Below are 22,071 nucleotides of genomic sequence, written 5' to 3'. Positions count from 1 at the left end.
CATGGTTTATCTAGTTTTGCAGTGTAAATATACTGGTTGCTTAAAATTACTTCAAAGCAAAAAGGTAACAACGATGAGCAACAAAATTGCAGTGATCACAGGTGGTAATCGCGGTTTAGGGAAAAATACGGTATTAAGTTTGGCACGTAAGAATATTGATTGTGTGTTTACTTATCGAAGCCATAAAGATGAAGCGCAACAAGTCGTAGAGGAAGTTGCAGCGCTGGGGGCAAAAGCAGTCGCTATGCAACTTGATGTTAGCGATATTTTAGGTTTTGCTGAATTTAAACAATCACTTGAAAGCATTTTAAAAACACAATGGCAAACATCTCGGTTTGATTATTTAATCAATAATGCAGGTCATGGTAGTGACAGTACATTTGCTGATACCAGCGAAGCCATATTTGATAACTTGATGAATGTACATGTAAAAGGAGTGTTTTTCTTAACGCAAACACTGCATGAGATGATAAGCGGTGGCGGGCGCATTATTAACTTATCTTCAGGGCTGACACGGTTTGCTTTACAAGGTAAGGCAGCTTACGCCACCATGAAAGGGGCTGTTGAGGTCATGACCAAATACATGGCAAAAGAACTCGCAGGGCGTAATATTGCAGTGAATGTCGTTGCACCTGGCGCAATTGCGACTGACTTTGGGGGTGGTGTTGTGCGTGATAATGAAGATGTTGCGCAATTAGTGAGTTCATTTACCGCTATGGGGCGAGTTGGTCAAGCGGATGATATCGGTCCTATGATTGCGCAGTTACTCGGCGATGAAAATCGTTGGGTCACCGGACAGCGTATTGAAGCATCGGGTGGCATGTTTTTATAATCCTCAAACTAGTGTGATGTCAGTGATCGCGTGTTTGTTTGCTTATTGAAATGAATGTGATTTAATCGCTTTCTCTTTTTAAGCAACGAACATGTGATTGCATTTATGCTCGATTTGGCAGTACTCGCGGTTTTTATTCCGACCTTTTTCTTTGTTTCTATTACGCCGGGAATGTGTATGACACTTGCCATGACACTCGGTATGAGTGTAGGCGTTAGACGTACTCTTTGGATGATGGCAGGCGAAGTGCTTGGTGTTGCAGTGGTTGCTATTGCTGCAGTGATTGGGGTTGCCAGTATAATGCTTAACTACCCTGAGTTATTTGCTGTTTTAAAATACTTAGGAGGGGCCTACCTTATTTACCTTGGCATCAATATATGGCGCGCAAAAACAAGCTTTAAACTTGGCAACGAGGCTGAGCAGAAAATAGCGCGTAGCCAATTATTCTCGCAAGGATTTATTACTGCGATAGCGAATCCTAAGGGGTGGGCATTTATGATCTCACTCTTACCTCCTTTCATTAATGTTGATGCCGCCGTTGCGCCTCAGTTAGCTATTTTGCTGAGTATTATTATGCTTAGTGAATTTATTTGCATGCTTATTTATGCCACGGGTGGTAAGAGCTTGCGGGTGTTTTTAGATAAAGGCGATAACGTTAAGTGGTTGAACCGTATTGCCGGTGCTTTGATGATGGCTGTTGGTGTATGGTTAGCTTTGGGCTAACCATACACTTTTCTAATTAAATGAGTTCTTTATCGTTGGTTACGAGATTAAAGCATTGTTTTAGTGTCTCGATTGCTGTTTTTGTTTTCGCTGCAAGGCTATCTCTAGCGGGTGTAACGGCGTACACCGTGTAGTCAGGTAAAGACCACTCAGGAGCAATTTCTATAAGCTCTTTGCTTTTTAATAAACTTCTCACTTCAGGCTCAGGCAGTACACCATAACCCACGCCATCACATACTAGCTTTGTAAGGCCTTGCATATTATTGACGATAATTTTTGCCTTAGGTAATGGTTTACTGTCAAGGGTAAGTGCATTGAATGCATTGCTGTCTGCGCTGATATGGGCAACTCTGGCATGGCATTCAAGATCATTCCATGTTGCGTGCTGAAGTTTGCTGAGCGGGTGATCTTTATGGGCGCATAATTTAAGTGGCCATGTTGCGAGTTTACGAGCCACTAAATTAGAGTCGGTTAAAGGGCCGATTGCAATGGCCAAATCAGCACCAGATTTGATCATATCGACAGGTTCATCTGTTAAAACAAGCTGAATGCTTAAATCATCAAACTGATGGATTAGCTGTTTTAATGGCTCGCTCAATAAACCACTACCAAAACCAACCGGCGCAACCAGTTTTAGCTCCCCACTTGGATTTCTTTGCAAATTTTGCAATTGACTACTGGCATGTTCTGCCAGCGTGAGCATTTTCAAACAGCTTTGATAATACACATGCCCAGCTTCTGTTAGGGTCAATTCTCTTGGGCTTCGATTAAATAAACTTAACCCAACCTCTTGTTCTAAATGTTTGATGTGTTGGCTTACCGCAGAGGTGGTCATTGCCAGCTCTGTTGCGGCACTGCTCATATTGCCTGTTTCAACTGTTCGAGAAAATACTCGTAATGTTTTAACTAGTTTTGAGTTCATTGTTCAGGCCTTCTTAATTCAGTTTTAAGAAATCGTAAATTGTAGAAATAGGGACTTCTCATTAATATCGCAAACGCTAATTATTATCATTTATAAAACAGATGTCACGGAGTATTATTATGTCGAGGGTCGTTTCTACGCTTTTACCACTTAGCGCAGCAGTGTTAGCTGGATTGTCTAGCTACGCAAATGCAGATGATAAAAAACAAGATATGGAAGTCATCGTGGTATCAGCATCTGGCTATGAGCAAATGCTTAAAGAAGCGCCTGCGAGTATTAGTGTGATTGATCGTGAACAACTAGAAAAACGCTTTTATCGTGACTTAACAGATGCCATGACTGACGTGCCCGGTGTTGTTGTAACAGGCGGCGGGGACCGAAAGGACATTAGCCTGCGTGGTATGGCAAACCAATACACCTTAATTTTAATTGATGGTCAGCGTCAAACATCACGTGAAACACGTCCAAACAGTGATGGTCCAGGCGTTGAAGGGGCGTGGACTCCACCTATTTCGGCAATTGAACGCATCGAAGTTATTCGCGGCCCTATGTCATCTTTATATGGCTCAGATGCAATTGGTGGGGTTATCAATATTATTACCCGCAAAACACCAGAAAAATGGTATGGCGAACTGCGTTTAGACAGCACCATTCAAGAGTCAAGTGAGTCGGGTAATATCAATCAAGGCAGCTTCTTTACTGCGGGTGGCTTAATTCCTGAGTTATTAGGGATGCAGTTATCAGGTCAATTTTCAAAGCGTGACGAAGACGATTTCGAAGCCGGTTTTCGTGGTAAAGAGCAAAGTAACTTAAAAGCGAAGTTCATTTTAACCCCATCAGATAGTCACGAAGTGATGCTTGAGATAGGCGGCGCACGACAAAAGCTTGATGAAACATTGGGTAAAACGGTTGCGCCGTTGGCTGAGGGCGAAAGTTGTGGGCGCAATGGTTGCCCTGAATCATCAACAACTGAATATGAGCAAGAGACCTATTCATTGAGTCATAATGGCTTTTATGATTTTGGCTCATCACGCAGTTACCTAAAGTACGATAAATTCGATAATACGTCTCGCGAAATGTACGTTGAAAATACGGATGCACAAACAAGCTGGACTTTACCTTTTACCAATCATAACGCCGCATTGGGTGCTTCTTACTTGAAAGAAGAGCTGGACGATTACACCAGTAACCGCATTAGTGATTTAACCCATGTGGAGAATGAGCAATGGTCGGTGTTTGCTGAAGATGAATGGAGTGCGACCACGCGTTTCAAGCTAACAACAGGGCTTCGTTACGATCATGATGGTAATTTTGCAGGCCACTTTAGCCCTCGATTATATGGTGTATACACTGCATCAAAAGCGATAACACTTAAAGGGGGTATTTCAACAGGCTTTAGAGCGCCGAATATTCGTCAATCTACCGCAGCTTGGGGGCAAGTGAGCCGTGGCGGTAACATTTACGGTAACCCTGATTTGAACCCTGAAAAGTCAGTAAACTATGAAATGGGTATTTATTATGATGCAAATCGTGATTTAACTCTTTCGAGCACCATCTTCTACAACGAATTTGATGACAAAATTACCCGTATTTCATGCCCATTAACACAGTGTACCGATGGACCAAACCAGTTTGGTTCGATGCCAACAACCTATGTCAATGTGGATGAAGCCGTTACGCAAGGTTTTGAGTTATCTGTATCTTACGATATTACCAGTGAGCTTGATGTAAGTGCAAATTACACTTACACAGATTCAGAGCAAAAAACCGGTGAATATAAAGGCAGTCCACTTAACCAATTACCTAAGCATATTGTCCAAACCTCTGTTAATTGGCGTCCGGTTGATAAGCTAGGCACGTGGTTACGCGTTCATTACCGTGGTGAAGAAAGCCAGCCAACAACAGGGCCATCACAAAGCAGCCTAATAGCACCAGATTACACCTTGGCTGATATTGGCGGTAACTATGATTTAAGCCGCAGCATTAAGTTAGGTTTTGGTGTTTATAATCTGTTTGATAAAGAAATCACTGAAGATGAATACGGCTATGTTGAAGATGGTCGCCGTTATTGGGTATCACTTGGGTTTAGTTTTTAATTGTTAGTAACTAGGCACTAAAGTTATAAAGATGCCAACCACCAGGCTTTTTGATGGTTGGCTTTTTATTGTCGATGCTGAATAACTTACCTAATCAGACAAGCATAAATTGAGCTATTGTGCCTTCCCCATAATAAGTGCGGTAAACAGGCCTATAACGAGAAAACTTGCAATAGAAATAAAAATACCACCAATAGCACCATAAAGTATTATGAGCGGGATATTTGCACCCACAAACAGACAAAGCGCAATGTAACTGTGAGACTTTTTTGTATTTCTAAGTAATAAGCTACTAGTGATAAGTAGCATCATCGCAATCAGCAAATAAATAACATTCATACAACAACTCCCTGTTTAGCCATTTTTTTAGTGGTTAGTCGAGCCGATAACTTACTTATTGCACAGTAAATGACTACACTGCCAATAACAAAAAAGCTGATATCGACAACGCTAATTAAAAGGTTATTTGCAGTGAATGCATGGCTTGACGAAAACAATAAATTTAATGGCAAAATTGCACAACATGCTAGGCCTATAGTGAGTAGTGTCAGCTGTAAAAAACGATAGTAGTTTAGTGGTATAAAGGCAATTAAACACCAAGCTACCCAGCTATAAAAGAACAGTGGTGCAAAGTAATTATTGTGTAATGCGCTGTCAACGAAGTTATTCAGTATTACTTGAGTAGGAAATAGGATTGCGCAAGCGGTTACAAGGCCACCACAAGTACCAATAATAATTCTGTTCCAGCGTTGGTAGGCTTGTTGGCTTAATGTTGGGTTATTACCTCTACTGCGTTTAGATAACCACATCATCATGCCTGACAAGGGTAAAAGTGCCGTTGTAAGTCCCAAGAATACCCAGATGAGTTTTACAAATAGCCCTGCAAAATTGCCAAAATGCAATGGGAATAGCAGCTCTAATACCTTTATCGATGTGCCTGGTATATCGCCAAAACGACTCATCGACTTCACAAATTCGCCTGAACCATGGTACTTCAACAGTTGTGAAGCCACTTGCTCACCACCAATTAGTCGCATGTAGACTTCTGCATTTGCATCGTTGTGCGCCATGATTGTTAAATCGACGATTTTAGCTTTTGGATAACGAGTTTGTGCATCGTGCAAAATGGTATTGATATCGGTGGCTTGAAATTGCTCACTTATGACAGGTTCTGGTATGGCGGTGAACTTTTCTATTAACTTATCTTGATCACCACCAAAACTAACAAAAGCCGCAGCGGGCAGCAAAATAACAGTTGCTAGACCTAAAAAAGCACCTGTAAAACCGATGATTACATGAAATAAGCTGCCCCAAATCCCCATAATTTTATGGCCATCGTTAATAATGACATCAAGCGGCTTTTTGCGTCTGAACGTGAATAGCTCTTTAAAGAATTGTCTATGTATAAATAAACCAGTCACTGTAGAAACAAGTAATGTTAATCCTAGAAATCCGGTTAAAATTAGGCCAATAGGTCTACCTAAGTGCAGGTCAGCGTGAAAATGCCCGATAAATGATGGAGCATCAGTTTTTCTGTGTTCATAAAAGTAACTCGTCGTTCCATAATATTCATTAACTAGTTGATAATTTCGTGGATCAAACTGATAAGCATAGGCAGCGGCTTCACTGTAGTTTTCATCGCCATGGTGTGATTCAAACAATACGGTCAGTAAATGTGTATTGTGCCCCGTTGGTAAATACACATGAATATTTTCACCAAACCCTTTTGGTACGGTTTTATGGTATGTATTAATTATTTCTGTAATTTTTTCGCTAGGAAGTGTACTGAGTTGATGCAGCTCAGGGTTTGCCCAAATCTTTAATTCTGGGCGGCTTAACACAGCCAACGCACCAGTAAAGCAAACAATAAATAATAAAATAGCGGTAATAATTCCTACCCAACTATGGAGTAAAAATAGCTTTTTTAACGTGATCGATTTCATGCTTGCCCCCCTGAGACAGCAAAATAGCTTAAAGCACCATGGCTGAGTAATATGAGCAGCATTAATAGAAAAGGGTGCCAAGCTTTAATAGCCATATAAGCGTAAATAAATAACCCTGCCCAAATTAGCGGAAACAGCATAATAGGAATAAGGATCTGCTCTTCAAGTGCAAAAGGGAGGTAGGTTGTCATCCCAGGGATCATTACAATTGCTGTGAGTAGTGCGAGTAAGCAGGCCATAAAATGGCGGAACTTGGTTGCAGTAAATGTGTGGTTTTTTGTCATTATTGTGCCCCAAAGAAAAAGGCGGCCGTAGCCGCCGCATTTAATTAAAAACTTACTTCGAAACGAAGACTCGCTGTTCTAGGTGAAGTAAGAGTTTGATTACCAAGCCCTGCTGGTTTTAAAAGCACAGACTTCTCATCAAGTAAGTTTTCTATAAGTGCATAAATGCCGTAGTTATCCCATTGGTAGCCAACACGTGTATTGACTAACCAATAAGCGTCATTTCGTGGATCGATAACGCTGCCATCACTTGTTTCTTTTGGGATAGATAAACGTTGTGAACTTCCTGTATAGCTTGCATTGATATTTGCAACGAAACCCTGTTCATTAAAGTAATCTAAACCAAAAAGTGCAGTCCACTCTGGTGCCCCTGCAAAAGGACGGCCTTGATAATCTTCGTCTGAACCATTCACGTCAGTGATAAATTCATCAATTTTAGTTTTTGAATAACCTAACCCGCCGTAAAGGTTAAGATTATTTGTTAACTCATAACTAATTTCTGTTTCAAAGCCTTGCACATGTGATTTACCAACATTGCGAGTTTCTCTGTCGTATTGATTGCCAGATAAAAACACAGCAATTTGTTGATCTGTCCAATCTAAGTAAAACGCATTGGCGTTGATTACCAGCTTTTCATCAAGCCAAACAGAGCGAAATGCTAATTCGTAGTTCCATGTATACTCAGGATTAAAAGTGAATGGCGTCGCTTTTGCTACGTTGGTACCAACACCGCCCGAGCGATAGCCTTTTTGTACTGTGAAGCTCGTAGAAACATCTTGATTGAAGCGGTATGTTGCGCCCAGTTTTGGTAGCCATGAGTCAAAATCAGCATCTTCTACAGGTTCATCCCCTGATGCGCCATCGGCCATTGCAAAAAGCTGCTGATTAATACCTGCAATGAGTTGCGCAAGCGTTGGGTTACTCGCAAAATCTTCAGGCTTAGGTAAAGCGTTTTGGGTTTGCTCTGTGATGTAAATATCAGCAATAGTTCCGTTGGCTTGTTCTTCTTTATCGTAGCGAAGACCAGCAAAAACATCCCATTGCTCGTTAATTTCATAGGTAAAATCGGCGAATAAAGCTTTTGTTTTTACTTTTTGAATGTAATCAGAATTTTGACCTATAAAGACAGGATCTGCGCCAGCGTAAAACTGTAAGACTTGCGACGCTAATGCATCTGGTAGACCTAGACCTCCAAATTCAGTGGGCGCTGTTAAGAGCGAACGCACACCTAAATCCGCGAATGTAATACCGCGCTCACCACCACTACTATCAAATACATCAAGATCAGAGTAATAAAAGCCGATTAATCCCGAAAGTTTGTCGCCGTCGTAGGTTAGTCGAAATTCTTGTGTGCTTGTTTCATCTGTTCGCACATCTGTTAGGGTTGATTGTGGCGGATTCATACTGGCATCACCATCCCACTCATAAGCATACTTGGCGTCAGAATAAGTGGTGATTGATGAAAATGACCATTGATCATTAATGTCATAGTCGAGATTTAAGATATATAAATCGGTATCAACCCATTCATACGTCGGTGAGTCGAGGTATACATAACGGTCGTCATAAATATCGTTAATAGGGAAGTCCTCGTGACCACTTTCGACCATGACCCAATCAATCCCTTTTTCATTTTCACCGTGCATAAAGCTTAATTGGGCTTCGAATTCGGGCAATGCTGAAGGGGTATAGCGTAGTTTTGCACGGTAAAATTCGTTGTTATCAAAGTCAGACTCTTCACCTGTTGCTACATTTGTGTTGTAACCATCAAAGTCGCGTTTTTCGCCACTAACACGAAATGCTAGTTCGTCCTCGATAAGGCTCCCACCAAACGCAACGGCGGCTTCTTGTGTGCCATATTCGCCAACACCAATACGTCCTTTAAAATCGTATTCGTGCATGGCATCACGGGTTTTCATTACCACCGCACCTGCCAGTGAATTACGTCCTTGAAGCGTTGATTGTGGGCCACGCAAAATTTCGACTTGGCTAATATCCCAAGTCGAAAACCCACCTTGTTGCATCATACGATAAGGTACTGGAGCACCATCAACATACACACTTGCTAAGCCACCAGACCCACCGCCAGTAACATTAAATGCGTCAATACCACGAATATTGAAACCTGCACCGTCCATGCCTGAGGCATTTGGTGTGCGAGCAAGCACGTCGTAAAAGTCGTTTAGGTTTTCACGTTCTATAGTTTGATTTGTAATAACGGCTACACTTGCTGGGGTTTCTTGTAATGTACGATCTATTTTTTGGCCTTTAACGACAATTTTTTCAATATCAGCTTCATCAGCAAGCGCGGTATGGGAAAGAAGTGAGACACTTAAAAAACTTGTTATAGCGGCAGCTAACTTTGTTTTTCTTAGAATAAGCATTGTAGGTTCCATTTACACTGTAATAAGAATGGTTATCATTGTATCAATGAGACTTATTATTAACAATTGTTAAATAGAGTAAAAACTAAAAGATTTTAAAAGGAGTGATTAATATGAACAAAAAAGACGCTCTTGAGCGTCTTTTTTCAATAATTTACTTATGAGTAAAGTTAATTCTTAGTGTCACTGTGAGACATTGAACTGCCCACTGATGCTGTTATTACAAGTAAAATAGCAAGCCATTGCCATATACTTAAAAATTCACTTAAGATTATAAATCCGGCGAGTGCCGCTATGGCAGGTTCTAAACTCATCATAATACTAAAGCCTTGGGCTGGCATATTTCTTAGTGCTACCATCTCAAGGGTATAGGGCAGTGCGCTCGACATAACGGCAACTAAAATACCTAATGGCAGAACTTCCCAGCTTAATAAGGCCATACCTTGTGACGCTGCACCATAGGGGACTAACACAATAGCAGCAACACTCATACCCATTGCTACAGTCATACCGCCAGAGCCTTGGTTACCGGTCTTTTTGCCAAACAAAATATAAAACGCCCAACAAGCACCGGCAGCTAATGCCAATATAACACCTACAGGATCTAAACTGTCTTCGCCTTTCATATCGGGTAGTAACAAAATAATGCCAGCAATCGCACAGGCAACCCAGAAAAGGTCGCGTTTTTTGCGTGATGAGAGTAGGGCAACTGCTAGTGGACCGGTAAACTCCAGCGCGACACCAATACCCAAAGGAATACGCTCTATAGCGTAATAAAAAAGAATATTCATACCGCCTAAGCTCAGCCCGTAAACAATAACAGGCATCCTTTGGCCAACAGGAGGAAAGGCACGCCAAGGTTTAAAAATTAAACATAAAATGGCGGCAGAAAAACCAAGGCGTAAAGCGGTTGTGCCTTCAGGGCCAATCAAAGGGAATAATTGCTTAGCAACAGAAGCGCCTGATTGAATCGTAACCATGGCTAGAAGAACGCAAATAACAGCAATTAGAAACGGTGGTATAGTGCGCGGCATCACTGTCCTTATGAGAGTTTTAAGCTTGAATTTGCCGCGATTCTACTGATGTTTTTAGTTTTAAGAAATGTTTTTCGTTAAATGAATTCAGTTATTAGTAGTGTGAATAGGGTAGTAAACTCCTTTACTACCCTAGCAAAGTGCTAGCTTAAGCTTGACTAAGTTTATTGAAGCTAGGCATGATCCTGTCAGGCTCTGCTTTGCGCTGGTTTCGCTTAGCAAGTGCAAAGAAAATAACGCTGAATATCATGGCGACAGCATCCACTAAATAACTTGAATACAAAGCAAAACCATTATGGGTTGTCAGCAATATCACAAAACTAGAAATAACCATGATTGCGCATAAGGCTGCAAGTAAATATAAGCCCATAGCACTTGCTCTGCTTGTGCCTTTTACAAAGGTGAATCCAACAAATACAAAAAATACTGCGTAATAACATATTAATGTGCCGTAATTAGTATTCGCAACAATGCTGGGTAGCCATTTGGCGGTGATCAAGGTACTTACCACAGCAAGCATCGAGCCTAAACACACACCAATTGTAAGCTTTGCCATGAATAAAGTACTGCGTTTAGTCGGGTCTTTTTTAAAACGTTTATCAATCCATAGTAAATTACCAGAATAGAATAAAAATGCGCCCAGTAGGCCCATAATAAAGTAGCCCCAGCGCCCCCATTCACCACCGTAGGTGCCAAAGTGTAAAGAAAATATACTGGCGACCATATTGCCCCAAATACTTTCATCACCTTGCGGGTAGCTTGAGTTTACCACTTCCAAAGTATACGGATTCATAAACAAGTAATCAGTTACTGGGCCGCGCACGACGGCTTGTTTATTACTCATCATAAATACAGCGGATGGAGTGGCTGAATTTAGGTTACTGTAGCGGACATGAATCGGTGTATAGCCTGGTGCATAGTTTTTAGCAGCTAAAATTTGCTCATTTATACGTGGTAAATCTTTAATATGATAGCTTTGTGCTGCTGGGGGAGTGCGTTCAAATAAAGGTTTATCGCCATAAAATTGAGCAAGACCACCATAAATAAAGTCGTGAAAAGCAAACACTACAACAGTAAATGCAATCACTAAATGAAAAGGTAAGCTGGCAATGCCGATTAGATTATGACTATCGAGCCAAAAGCGGCTAGGGCCTTTTTCTTTACGAAGGGCAAAAAATGTTTTCACTAAGGTAGGCAGTAAAATAATTACACCAGAGACAAGCGCCAAAAAGTACAAGACAGAAGCGATACCTAACACATAAACTCCTGACTGTTCATGACCAATTTCGCCTGCAATGCCTGCAGTGCGATGTAAATAGTCCACTAAATCAGCGAGTTTGTTTTCTGTTTGTTGTTCTATTGTGAGTTGTCCCTTTGCGCTTAAATAAGCTGTTTGTAACTCATTATCTAGGTGCATACCCCGTGGGCCACCTTTTACATACCAAGAAAGAGGCGCATTCTCAGTATGTAAATCGAGGCTAAATCCTTTTGCCAGCTGCACTGGCTTTTCAGCTATTGCAGCATCAACTAAAGGTTGGTAATCATAGTTCTCAACCGTAACTTTAGAAGCTTGAAGAGGTGCTGCCCATTGTTGGATTTCATGCTTGAACATGGTTAAGCTGCCTGCATAAAAGCCAATAAATAGCACTAAACCGGCGATGATCCCTGTCCAAGTATGTACGCCTTGATAGGTACGTAAAATATCAGACCTTACTTTCATAGCCCACCTCTAAGCATAAAAAAGCCTGTGTAAAGCAGTACAGTTAACCCACCTAAAAGTAGCCATGCCTGTTTTGCAGAATTAAATAAGTAAGTGAAACTAAAAATAGATAACCACAAGGGGGGAATCATCCACATGTTGAACTGTACTTTATCGCGTGCATCAATTCCGCCTGGACCATACCACACAAAAAAAGCGATAAGTATAAAAGCAAGCGCTAATCCTAGTAGTGCGCCTGCGAAGGTCTTACCTAACCATGTTGGCTGATATTTTTGAGGGCGAGTCATGAATTATCCTTTTTATAGAACAAGCTTAGAAGTGGGATCAGCATTAACATCATCATCAGTGTAAAAATGACTAGAAACACAGTTGCGGTGTTTGAAAACTGTTGAGAGGTTAAAATAGTAGCGGTGATTACTAAGCTCACAGCGACCCCTCGAACACGTTTATTCAAAGGTTTTACTAACAAGCGTTGCTGCTTTCGAGAGCAATAAAATATCCCCACCGCGAGCGAAAGCAGTAAGGTTGATAAAGTAAAAAACATAGATAGTTAGTTGTAGTTATTTTTGCTAATTCTAAATGATAATCAAACTCAATTGCAATAGCGTTATTGTTGTGCTAGATTTTTCGCGCTTTTCTATTAGCTCAAACATTCATAAATACTAATAATCTCTTTTTGGGGAAAGAAAATTGGCCACTGCATTTAAATTAAACTCACTATCAGCTGTGATTACAGCTTCATTACTTGTTACTAATACAGCCGTATTAGCTGATGACGAAAGTAATCGAAAATCGATGGATACGATTGTTGTCACCGGTGAAAAAACTGAAAAATCATTGAAAGAAACCATGTCATCAGTTGCTGTTGTTGATACGTCATTAATTGAAAATGGTCAGCTTGCATCTATATCAGAAGCACTTTCAGAGATGGCTAATGTGGTTGTTTTAACTGGCGCAGTTCCGGATATGCGGGGTGTGTCTGGCAATGGCGGTGCAACAGGTTTTAACTCGTTTAGTGGTGGTTCGAAAGCGCGTGTCTCAACATTAATTGATGGGGTAAGCCAGCCCTTTGTTGCAGATCTTACGGGTGATACTGGTCTTTGGGATATGGAGCAGATTGAAGTATACCGAGGCCCGCAATCTACAAGCAATGGCCGAAATAGTATTGCTGGTGCGGTCTACATGAAAACTAAAGCACCAACGCAAGAATTTGAGGGTGCAGTGCGCGTTGGTTATCGTAATCAAGATAATTATTTTGATACGGCGGCGGTTATATCGGGGGCACTCGTTGAAGATGTGTTAGCATTTCGCTTATCAACGCAATATATTGATGGCGAGACTTTCTCTAACCCACCGGTGTACGACACAAACCCAACAGATCAAGAACTAAACAAGCTGGATACTAGTAGCACCCGTGCCAAGCTCCTTTATACCCCATTCGAGGATTTATCTGTACAACTAACCTATTCAACATACAACGAAGAGGGTAACGCTGGACGTAAATACTTTGAAGCTGCTGAGCCAACCGATTATATACCGCTATTTCAACGTATTCTGGATACTGAATCAGATACAACACAGGTCAATGTTGACTACAAAATTAATGAAAACTTCTCGCTGGATGTGCTCGTTGCCTATATGGATTACAAATGGGCATTTGATGCCTATGAGCCGCAACAAAGTGCTGAATCAGATGTTTCGATGGATGAATCAAATGTAACCCTAGATACTAAATTAAACTTTGGCTTAAATAGTGATTTTTACTCAGGTTTTGTCGGGCTTGCTTATTTTGACCGTGATCAAGATTTTGAGAGTGTAGGGGCTACCTATTACTTCGGTGATGATAGCAGCAAATCAACGGCAATTTACGGTGAATCAAGCTTTAACTTGAATAGCCAACTTACTTTAACAGCAGGGCTGCGTATTGAGCGTGAAGAGCAAGTACGTAACTTCAATATGGCATTTCGCGGTGACATGCTTGTTGAGCAATTAGATGACTCGCATATTCTACGTTTACCTAAGCTTGCGCTGCAATACAAAATTACCGAAGAAACAACGTTATTTGCAAGTGCTCGCAGAGGTTACAACGCCGGTGGTGGCGCATTAGACTTTACTGCTGAAGATTATTACTACTACGATGAAGAGACGGTAAACACCTATGAAATTGGCTCCCGTAGTGTTTTAAATAATGGCGATCTAAATATTAGTGCTAATGTGTTTTATAACAACTTTAACGGTTATCAGGCACTGAGCGCGGCACGGAGAATTACTAATATTGAAGATGCACACAGCTACGGCTTAGAGCTTGAAGCATACAGTATGTTGGGCGACCAATGGCAATTACATGGTGGTTTAGGATTATTAAAAACTAAAATCGATGAATCGTCAGCATTTCCTGAAGCTGTGGATAATGACCTTAACTCAGCGCCAGAATTAACAGCAAGCTTAGGTTTATCGCATTGGTTTACAGACAGCCTAAAAGTTAATTTGAGCGCTAATTATGTTGATGAGTTTTATGGTGACTTAACAAACACAGAAGAGCGCGTTGCGGGCGATTATACCCTTACTCGTTTAACGATTACTTACGATACTGAGCAATGGTTGATGAGCGCATTTATTAATAATGCATTCGATGAGCAAGAGTACACAGCAAGAGAGCCTGCCAGTGGTCGTTACCCGCAAGGTTATGTGGGTGTTGTGAACCCACAAACTTTAGGGGCTTCAGTTACCTATCGATTTTAAATGGTATTAAACTAGTCACCCAGTCTCATTGGCTGGCTAGTTTAATTTGAAACGGTTTATTTGTGCATTTAAGCTACTGGCTAGCTTAGAAAGCTCACTTGATGAAACAGAAATTTTTTCAGTTTGCATTTGAGCTTCTTTACTTGTTTCTTGAACATCATTCAAACGCTGAGCAATATCTTCAGTGACTTGAGATTGCTGCTCAGAAGCCGACGCTATTGTTAAGTTTGCATCTGAAATTGAATGAGCTTGGGTACTTATTTCTTCAAGCATAAGCCCCACATTTTCAGAATTAACAACAGCTTCTTTGATCTGTGAATCGCTTGAGCGTATGCGATTTGTTACGGCATTACTCGCGGCTTGCAGCGAATCAATTTTATCTTGAATCTCAAGCGTCGAGCTTTGAGTTCGGCTCGCCAGTGTGCGCACTTCATCGGCTACAACGGCAAATCCTCTACCTTGTTCGCCGGCTCTAGCAGCTTCGATTGCAGCATTAAGGGCTAATAAATTAGTTTGTTCTGCAATGTTACTGATCACACTCAGAATTACGGTCACTTCTTTGACTGATGACTCTAAGTTATTGAGGTCATTCAATGATTGATTGAGTGTTGCGGCAACGGACTCAACAGACTTTATCCCTTTATCGACAATGGCTAAGCCTTCTTGCGTTTTGTTATTAGCAGCTGTTGCACTTTGCGCTGCTTCTGCACAGTTTTGCGATACTTCTTTCACAGCTGTGGAGTTTTCATAAACGGAGCTAGATATAACTTCGATAGCTTGGCTTTGTCTATCATTAAGTATTTTTGCTTGCTGAGATACGCTATCGAGGTTAGCTGCTGAAATCTGTGCTTGATCAGAAAGACTGTTAATCTCTTTTAAAAGGTTTGAAAGTTTATCAACCATCAAGTTAAAGCTGGCAGCAAGCTTACCAATTTCATCATTGCTGACATGGTCAATATAGCGTGATAAATCGCCTTGTGAAATTCGGTTTGCCTCACTAATCAGCCCTTGTGTGGCCTTAATCACTTTTTTCTCTAGCTGAATATAGCAAAGTATTAAAGTGCATATAATTGCAATAACAAAAGCAATGCTGATAATACTGAACGTTGAAACCTTATCATTGTTTTGTGTGACTTGTTCGGCACTTTTTCGCTCAATTGAAGACAAAAATGCACTGACAGGTTGTTGGATTTTGTCCACTTCAGCCATGTAATTTTCATCGGTAAGTAATGCGATAGCGTCAATCCATTGGCTTTTGTCTTTCTCACTGATTACATGAGGATCTTGCCCTACAAGGTGATCTACTAGAGCGAATGCCTGCTCTTCTGTTTTGACCAATTTTAGGGAAAGCTCGTTTGACTCTGCGAGTAATGCTAAATCAGATTTATCGACATTATAGGCTTGTAACCTTGCTAAATAGCTTTTCTTTTCGCCATTGAGCCAAGCTATATCTCCTTGTATTTGCCCAACCAGTTCAAAGTATTGTTGTTTATACTGGCTTTCCAGAGTAACAACATACTGTCGAGCAAGTTCTGTTAACTTGATAGAGTTAGACGACGATAATTTAGCGAGGTGACTTAATTGATACCTTTGTTGTGCTGCCTGTTGGCTGTCTGTTTGACCTGACTTTAGCATTAGGATAATGATTAATAGTCCAGCTGCTAGGGTAATCGTTGCTGCAAAAACAGCTCTTAATAAATACCTAATAGACAAAGGTAAACTCTCATTTATTTACAACGGTTATTATTAACCATAGTGCAAAAATAATGAGAGTAAACACGATCACAATAATAAAATATAATTTCAAACTTAATGCTTACTAAAAGCTATAAAGCCTAAATGAAAGTTTAGTTATATTTATCAGCAGGGTACACAACACCTAATTGAGCTCTTGCTTCATCAAGCACAGCCATAACCTGTTTTGATAAAGTATGTGTATTTACACTCGACTCAATCTGCCCTGCTTTTACTGCATTAATAAAGTGCTTCACTTCGTGGCGCATAAAGTGTTCATCAAATGGTTCTGAGAGCTCTTCAACCGTGCCATCATTACCAATAAACTGCATACGTCTTAATAGTGATACTGCTTCGATACGGATACGGCCTTTTTCACCTTGAATTTCAGTAAAATTATCACCTTGCGAGATTTTAGAGTAGCTGATCACTGCTTGTTTATCGGCGTAATTCAATAACACATCGCCAGCGCCATCAACACCCGTTTCAAGCAACACACCACTGGCTTTTACACTTTGAGGCGCGCCCCATAAAGCGAGTAAAATATACAGCGGATAAATGCCTAAATCGACCAGTGCACCATTAGCAAATTCTGGCAAGAAAGTATTTGGCCGCTCGCCATTTTTATATTTATCGTAACGTGATGAGTATTGACTATATTGACCAATATATTTGCGCGGTACGCCAATTTTTGTGAGGGCATTTTTTAAGCGTGCAAAATTTGGTAAATGCGTGGTCATCATCGCTTCCATGTATAGGCATTGATGTGTTTTTGCCGCTTGAATAATGGCCTCAAGTTCTGTGCTATTTGCAGCCGAAGGCTTTTCACCTAAAACGTGTTTACCGGCTTCTAAACACATGACAGCGTAGTGTTTGTGTAAGCTATTTGGTGCTGCTATATAGACAGCGTCTACCAATGGGTCTTGGCATACTTGCTCAATATTGGTGAACACTTTAGCGTCAGTAATGTCGTGTTTTGCAAGAAAAGCCTTGCCTGTTTGCTGCTCTCGAGAGCACACACCATATAAGGAGAAGTCTTCAATTTGTTTGGCTGCACTGAGTAGTGTGTCGCTTATAAAATTGGTACCGACAATCACAAAGTTCATGGTTACTCCTCGTTGTTTTGTGCAAGCCATGCTTGCCAATCCTGTTCAAATTTTTCCATTTGCTTATGCTTTTTGCTTAACAAATGTTTGTCTTCATCTTCTTGTGCCATATAAGGACCAACGCGGCATAATGCACAGTGTTTATCACCTAAATAAGCAGGTAAAGCAAGCTTAGAGGCAATCTCGGTGTCCGTTTTTTCGCTAAAGACATAGGTAATGCCACTGGTGTCTTTAACGTGCTTATCGCGGTCAACATTGCGAATCTTATAGCCAGGGAACAGGTTAATATCAAATGGCATTTGCCCCAAGTATTGACAATCGAGCCCTTGATTTAAGCTGCCTTCAATATTCCATTCGCGATAGGGCTTTACATCCTTAGAGGTGATGTAACATAGCATTGGGCCGTTTTTATCTAATGCGAACTGGCTAGCGTAGTCTAAGTAGCGATGCAGTAAGGCACGGTTTAGCACATTCATACCACCGTGTTTTGTATTTGCTTTAAATGCGGCTTCACCTACAAACGCAGGTATAAGTGGAAATTGAAAAATAACCACATCGAAACATTCACCACCTAAGCGCTGCCACGACTTAGGTTTTGTTACATCGAACTCGGTGAGTGTTTGTATATCGAGTTGTTGCAAGGCGCTAAGTGCATTGTCGGCATATTTTTGTTCTACGGTTTTTGCATCATCATAGGTTGAAGCAACAAGCTTTTTGGGTTTTAAATGACTCGCTAAAGCATGCGAAAAAGACAAGTCACCATCGCCTACCGTTAAAATGCGCCAACTAGGGTTTAAAAACATGCTGTTATTTGCCTTGTTCTGGCGGTGTTTCAACTGCAATTTCAGGGCAAAGGGCTAAGCGAGTTTTTAAACCTTCAATGGCAATTTGCTTAAAGATTAAGTTAAAACTAATCAAAACGGCAATAACGATATGAATAGGACCATGCGTAAAGCCCGCATCTGTATCAAAAAGCATTAATCCGAATAGCAAAAACATGGTTGCTAAAAATATTTCAATCAGCTGATTTGAATATAGCTTTAAAGAACCTTGGTTTTTGTGGTCTTTTTTGATGTGAATCGCACAAAAAAATGGGATCACTTTAATTTTGAAGTGAGCACCTTTTTCAACGTAATTTTCGCCAAGGTGGTCTAGCTTGGCGCGTAGTTGATCTATCATAGCAAGTCCTTAAAAATCTGAGCCGCGGATGTTACCGCAAACGCAAGAAAAGGGCTACTCAGGATAGATGCTTATGCCGATCACAAATATATGACATACAAATACCACTGAGGTTAAAACGAATCGCATCTTTTGGTAATCAACATGATAGGTTTGCCACTGCGGTGAGCTTTTTTCAAATAACAGCACTAACCAAAAACTCGCAGCGAGCCAAGCAAGTGTCCAGGTCGCAGGTAAAAAACTTAAAAAGCCAATCGGTAAGATAGGAACAACGGCTTTAATTGCATCAGCATGCGTCTGTTGGCCAGCATGCCATAAGTTACCAGCCATAAAGGCTAAAATAGCAATGCTATAATAAGTGAAAAAGTCTAAGTTGACAGCATTACTCCCTGCTATGAGTGGCCAGCCTACGCAGCCTAAAAACGGCAGTAAACCTAAGTAACCGAGTTGAATGTGATTAATAAACTTTTCCATAATGACCTTAAAACCGCTTAAATTAAAAAGCATACCTAACGGTATGCTTTTATCTTTTAACTATTTTATACCAGTTATGCGGCTAAAACGATCGCTTTGTTATTGGCGTAACTCACGACGTAAAATTTTGCCTACCGTTGACTTAGGCAGCTCCTCCATAAAAATGATTGATTTAGGCACTTTATAAGCACTTAAGTTTTCGCGGCAATAGTCACTCACTTGTTGCTCATCAATATGCTCTTTTAAGGTAATGTAGGCGCATACACGCTCACCGGTTTTTTCATCTTTCGCACCAATAACGGCCGCTTCGCAGATAGCAGGGTGCTGACACAGCACATTTTCAACTTCGTTAGGGTAAACATTAAAACCAGAGACAATAATCATGTCTTTTAGACGGTCTATAATCTTGTAATTACCACTTGGTAGTTTCAGACCTACATCACCGGTTTTGAAAAAACCATGTTTCATACATTTATCAGTCTCATCTTGGCGTTGCCAGTAACCCATCATCACCTGCGGACCTTTAACAACTATCTCGCCAGACTCACCGTCAGCAACCGGCTCGTCGTTTTCATCCCAAATTTCGACAGTGGTGTTCGATAGTGGGCGGCCAATACTACCAATTTCTTCTTTTTTAAAGTCGTTGAGTGTCGCAACAGGTGAGGTTTCTGATAAGCCATAGCCTTCAGTAATAGTGCAACCTGTGGTGCTCATCCATGCATCGGCAGCAGCATGTGTAAGGGCTGCGCCGCCTGACACTGTCATTTTTAGATTCGAAAAATTCAGTGTCTTAAACCTTGGGTGCATACACAAACCAATAAATAAGGTGTTAATGCCTGAAAAGTAATTAATTTCAAACGGTTCGATTTGCTTTACTAAGGCATCTAAATCACGAGGGTTTGGAATCAGTACATTAAATTGCCCCATGGCAAACAGGCCAACCATATTCACAGTAAAGGCGTAAATATGATAAAGCGGTAGCGGGCAAATACCTGTTTCTACACCTGGCTTTAAAATGTCGTCAAAGCGCTCATTCATTTGCTCTGCATTGGCTAAAATATTGCCATGGCTTAGCATCGCAGCTTTGGCTATGCCTGTTGTACCACCCGTGTATTGTAAAACTGCAATATCATCGCGACTTGCCTGATGAGCGTTGAGTGGTGCGAGTCTTTCACCTAGGCGAATGAGTTCATTTAACGAAAACTGACCTTCTTGCAGTGTCGGTTCAGCAACAGCGGCTGCAACAATAACTGTTTCCAGTGATGTGCCATCGATAATGGTGGCTAATTTATCGGTGAGGGCATCAAGAATAACAACCGCTTTTACGCCTGCATCATTAAACTGGTGTAGCATTTCACGGGCAGTATAAAGTGGGTTGGTATTTACAACAATTAACCCTGCACGAAATGCTGCGTAGGTAACGATAGGGTAGTCAACAATGTTAGGCAGTTGAATGGCGATTCGATCCCCTGTAACTAAGCCACTTAGTTGTTGAAACCACTGTGCTAAGTAACGAGATTGTTGTTCTACTTGGGCATAAGTGATTGTTTTATCATCACTATTATAAGCGGGGAGACTGGCATAAGTTTTACACGTATGCTCAATTAATTGCGCGAGATTATCATGTGTGTTCATGGGTATTCCTTAGCGTGTTGTTTTTATTAATTGTTGTTTGATGAGGCGATCCATTACAGAACCCATTATCCAACTAGGCAAATAACGGCTCATGATAGAGGTTAGTCTAGATTGTAAGCCTAGGATCACCATTGATTTTTGTCTATCCAAGCTGTGTAACATTTGCTTAGCGACTTAGACTGAGTGAAGGTTTGGGTATAAACTCTTATCGGTATTATTAATAGCAAATGGCTGTCCATTTCAAAGTTTGGGCTAACCACAATAACGAAATTGTGACCAGCCAAACTATGTATCAACGACAACAATAAACTACATTACCAACAAGCATTGGAGAGGCAGACCTTGGCATGGCAGACATCATTAATCATTAAGATTTCTTTAACGATCCATTACCCATTGATGCTGGATTCTGAGAATGGGTGTGGGTTTTACTGATTTTACACAGAAGTAACAAAGCTATTTATTATCTAACTATTTGAATTATAATTATTTTTTATGTTTTTGTAGTTTAATCTGAAAAATCAATCGTTTTAATCTAAACAATCAATTTTATTTTGTTCGCTCACACCTCTATTGTATTAATCAAGCAGACGCAAGGCTGCGTTAATTAAACTTTTTAAATACATCAATGAGGAAAAATATGAGCACTTCATTAATTAACACAAAATTACAACCATTCAATGCAACAGCTTACCACAACGGTGACTTTGTTGAGCTAACTGAAAAAGACGTGCTAGGTAAGTGGTCAATCTTCTTCTTCTACCCAGCAGATTTTACTTTCGTCTGCCCTACAGAGCTTGGTGATGTTGCTGACTTTTATGAGCAACTGCAAGAAATGGGTGTTGAAGTTTACTCAGTATCAACTGACACGCACTTCACTCATAAAGCATGGCACGATACGTCTGACACAATTGGTAAAATCAAATTTCCAATGATTGGTGACCCTACAGGTCGCATTACACGTAACTTCGGTGTGATGATCGAAGACGAAGGTCTTGCTCTTCGCGGTACATTTGTAATGAACCCTGAAGGCGAAATCAAAGTAATCGAAACTCACGACTTAGGTATCGGCCGTAGCGCGAAAGAGTTAGTACGTAAAGTACAAGCTGCACAGTACATTGCTGACCACGATGGTGAAGTATGTCCTGCATCATGGCAGCCAGGTGAAGAGACACTTGCTCCTTCACTAGACCTAGTTGGCAAAATCTAATTTGCCATAGCATTAAACGATAGCAAAGTTTTGCTTTGCTATCCCAATGCAAT

Annotated in this window: 19 protein-coding genes; 5 read left to right on the top strand and 14 right to left on the bottom strand. The window is 40.8% G+C overall.

The window, feature by feature from the left end:
• Positions 1 to 73: 73 nt before the first annotated feature.
• Positions 74 to 832, top strand: coding sequence for an SDR family oxidoreductase (locus L3Q70_RS19320; RefSeq protein ID WP_237115378.1), 759 nt, complete (start codon positions 74 to 76; stop codon positions 830 to 832).
• Between the two features lie 105 nt (positions 833 to 937).
• Positions 938 to 1,555, top strand: coding sequence for a LysE family translocator (locus L3Q70_RS19315; RefSeq protein ID WP_237115712.1), 618 nt, complete (start codon positions 938 to 940; stop codon positions 1,553 to 1,555).
• 16 nt (positions 1,556 to 1,571) lie between these two features.
• Here the strand turns inward: L3Q70_RS19315 and L3Q70_RS19310 are convergent, their stop codons facing one another.
• Positions 1,572 to 2,477, bottom strand: coding sequence for a LysR family transcriptional regulator (locus tag L3Q70_RS19310; protein ID WP_062567586.1), 906 nt, complete (start codon positions 2,475 to 2,477; stop codon positions 1,572 to 1,574).
• A gap of 119 nt (positions 2,478 to 2,596) precedes the next feature.
• On the opposite strand from L3Q70_RS19310, the gene L3Q70_RS19305 reads away from it, so the two are divergent.
• Positions 2,597 to 4,573: a ligand-gated channel protein gene (locus tag L3Q70_RS19305; RefSeq protein WP_062567585.1), complete on the top strand. Its 1,977-nt coding sequence runs from the start codon at positions 2,597 to 2,599 to the stop codon at positions 4,571 to 4,573.
• Positions 4,574 to 4,687: 114 nt separating this feature from the next.
• Here L3Q70_RS19305 and L3Q70_RS19300 read toward each other — a convergent pair whose 3' ends face one another.
• From L3Q70_RS19300 to L3Q70_RS19270, 7 genes are all read right to left on the bottom strand, one after another.
• On the bottom strand, positions 4,688 to 4,912 hold the full coding sequence (locus tag L3Q70_RS19300) for a hypothetical protein (protein WP_237115377.1): 225 nt from the start codon (positions 4,910 to 4,912) through the stop codon (positions 4,688 to 4,690).
• A complete protein-coding gene (locus tag L3Q70_RS19295; protein WP_237115376.1) occupies positions 4,909 to 6,516 on the bottom strand; it encodes a PepSY-associated TM helix domain-containing protein in 1,608 nt (535 codons plus the stop codon). Before L3Q70_RS19295 ends, L3Q70_RS19300 begins: the two co-directional genes overlap by 4 nt.
• Complete coding sequence (locus L3Q70_RS19290) at positions 6,513 to 6,800, bottom strand: hypothetical protein (protein ID WP_237115375.1); 288 nt, start codon at positions 6,798 to 6,800, stop codon at positions 6,513 to 6,515. The genes L3Q70_RS19295 and L3Q70_RS19290 overlap by 4 nt, the downstream gene beginning before the upstream one ends.
• Positions 6,801 to 6,844: 44 nt before the next feature.
• The gene (locus L3Q70_RS19285) at positions 6,845 to 9,184 is read right to left on the bottom strand and encodes a TonB-dependent receptor (protein ID WP_237115374.1); all 2,340 of its coding nucleotides are present in this window, start codon (positions 9,182 to 9,184) and stop codon (positions 6,845 to 6,847) included.
• Between the two features lie 170 nt (positions 9,185 to 9,354).
• A complete protein-coding gene (locus tag L3Q70_RS19280; RefSeq protein ID WP_237115373.1) occupies positions 9,355 to 10,218 on the bottom strand; it encodes a DMT family transporter in 864 nt (287 codons plus the stop codon).
• Positions 10,219 to 10,366: 148 nt separating this feature from the next.
• Positions 10,367 to 11,938 (bottom strand): PepSY-associated TM helix domain-containing protein, encoded by a 1,572-nt coding sequence (locus L3Q70_RS19275; protein WP_237115372.1) that lies wholly within the window; start codon positions 11,936 to 11,938, stop codon positions 10,367 to 10,369.
• Positions 11,935 to 12,225, bottom strand: a complete 291-nt coding sequence (locus L3Q70_RS19270; RefSeq protein WP_237115371.1) for a hypothetical protein — start codon at positions 12,223 to 12,225, stop codon at positions 11,935 to 11,937. Before L3Q70_RS19270 ends, L3Q70_RS19275 begins: the two co-directional genes overlap by 4 nt.
• Positions 12,226 to 12,628: 403 nt before the next feature.
• Here L3Q70_RS19270 and L3Q70_RS19265 point away from each other — a divergent pair, with 403 nt between their 5' ends.
• Positions 12,629 to 14,680 carry a TonB-dependent receptor gene (locus tag L3Q70_RS19265; RefSeq protein WP_237115370.1) on the top strand — a complete coding sequence of 684 codons (2,052 nt, stop codon included), beginning with the start codon at positions 12,629 to 12,631 and terminating at the stop codon, positions 14,678 to 14,680.
• Between the two features lie 36 nt (positions 14,681 to 14,716).
• Here L3Q70_RS19265 and L3Q70_RS19260 read toward each other — a convergent pair whose 3' ends face one another.
• From L3Q70_RS19260 to L3Q70_RS19235, 6 genes are all read right to left on the bottom strand, one after another.
• Positions 14,717 to 16,393: a methyl-accepting chemotaxis protein gene (locus L3Q70_RS19260; protein WP_237115369.1), complete on the bottom strand. Its 1,677-nt coding sequence runs from the start codon at positions 16,391 to 16,393 to the stop codon at positions 14,717 to 14,719.
• Between the two features lie 134 nt (positions 16,394 to 16,527).
• Positions 16,528 to 17,520 (bottom strand): Gfo/Idh/MocA family oxidoreductase, encoded by a 993-nt coding sequence (locus tag L3Q70_RS19255; RefSeq protein ID WP_237115368.1) that lies wholly within the window; start codon positions 17,518 to 17,520, stop codon positions 16,528 to 16,530.
• A 2-nt stretch (positions 17,521 to 17,522) separates the two neighbouring features.
• Entirely contained in the window at positions 17,523 to 18,323 is an 801-nt protein-coding gene (locus L3Q70_RS19250) for a class I SAM-dependent methyltransferase (protein WP_237115367.1), read from the bottom strand.
• Positions 18,324 to 18,327: 4 nt separating this feature from the next.
• Entirely contained in the window at positions 18,328 to 18,699 is a 372-nt protein-coding gene (locus L3Q70_RS19245; protein WP_062567576.1) for a hypothetical protein, read from the bottom strand.
• 54 nt (positions 18,700 to 18,753) lie between these two features.
• A complete protein-coding gene (locus L3Q70_RS19240) occupies positions 18,754 to 19,173 on the bottom strand; it encodes a DUF3429 domain-containing protein (protein ID WP_237115366.1) in 420 nt (139 codons plus the stop codon).
• Positions 19,174 to 19,272: 99 nt separating this feature from the next.
• On the bottom strand, positions 19,273 to 20,808 hold the full coding sequence (locus L3Q70_RS19235; protein WP_237115365.1) for an AMP-binding protein: 1,536 nt from the start codon (positions 20,806 to 20,808) through the stop codon (positions 19,273 to 19,275).
• A 640-nt stretch (positions 20,809 to 21,448) separates the two neighbouring features.
• Here L3Q70_RS19235 and ahpC point away from each other — a divergent pair.
• Positions 21,449 to 22,018 carry an alkyl hydroperoxide reductase subunit C gene (gene ahpC / locus L3Q70_RS19230; RefSeq protein ID WP_062567573.1) on the top strand — a complete coding sequence of 190 codons (570 nt, stop codon included), beginning with the start codon at positions 21,449 to 21,451 and terminating at the stop codon, positions 22,016 to 22,018.
• Positions 22,019 to 22,071 lie beyond the last annotated feature (53 nt).

The sequence above is a fragment of the Pseudoalteromonas sp. CF6-2 genome (assembly GCF_021729425.1).
Taxonomy (GTDB): domain Bacteria; phylum Pseudomonadota; class Gammaproteobacteria; order Enterobacterales; family Alteromonadaceae; genus Pseudoalteromonas; species Pseudoalteromonas arabiensis.
The sequence above is the reverse complement of the archived record's forward strand: the minus strand, read 5'-3'. Positions and strand labels throughout refer to the sequence as shown.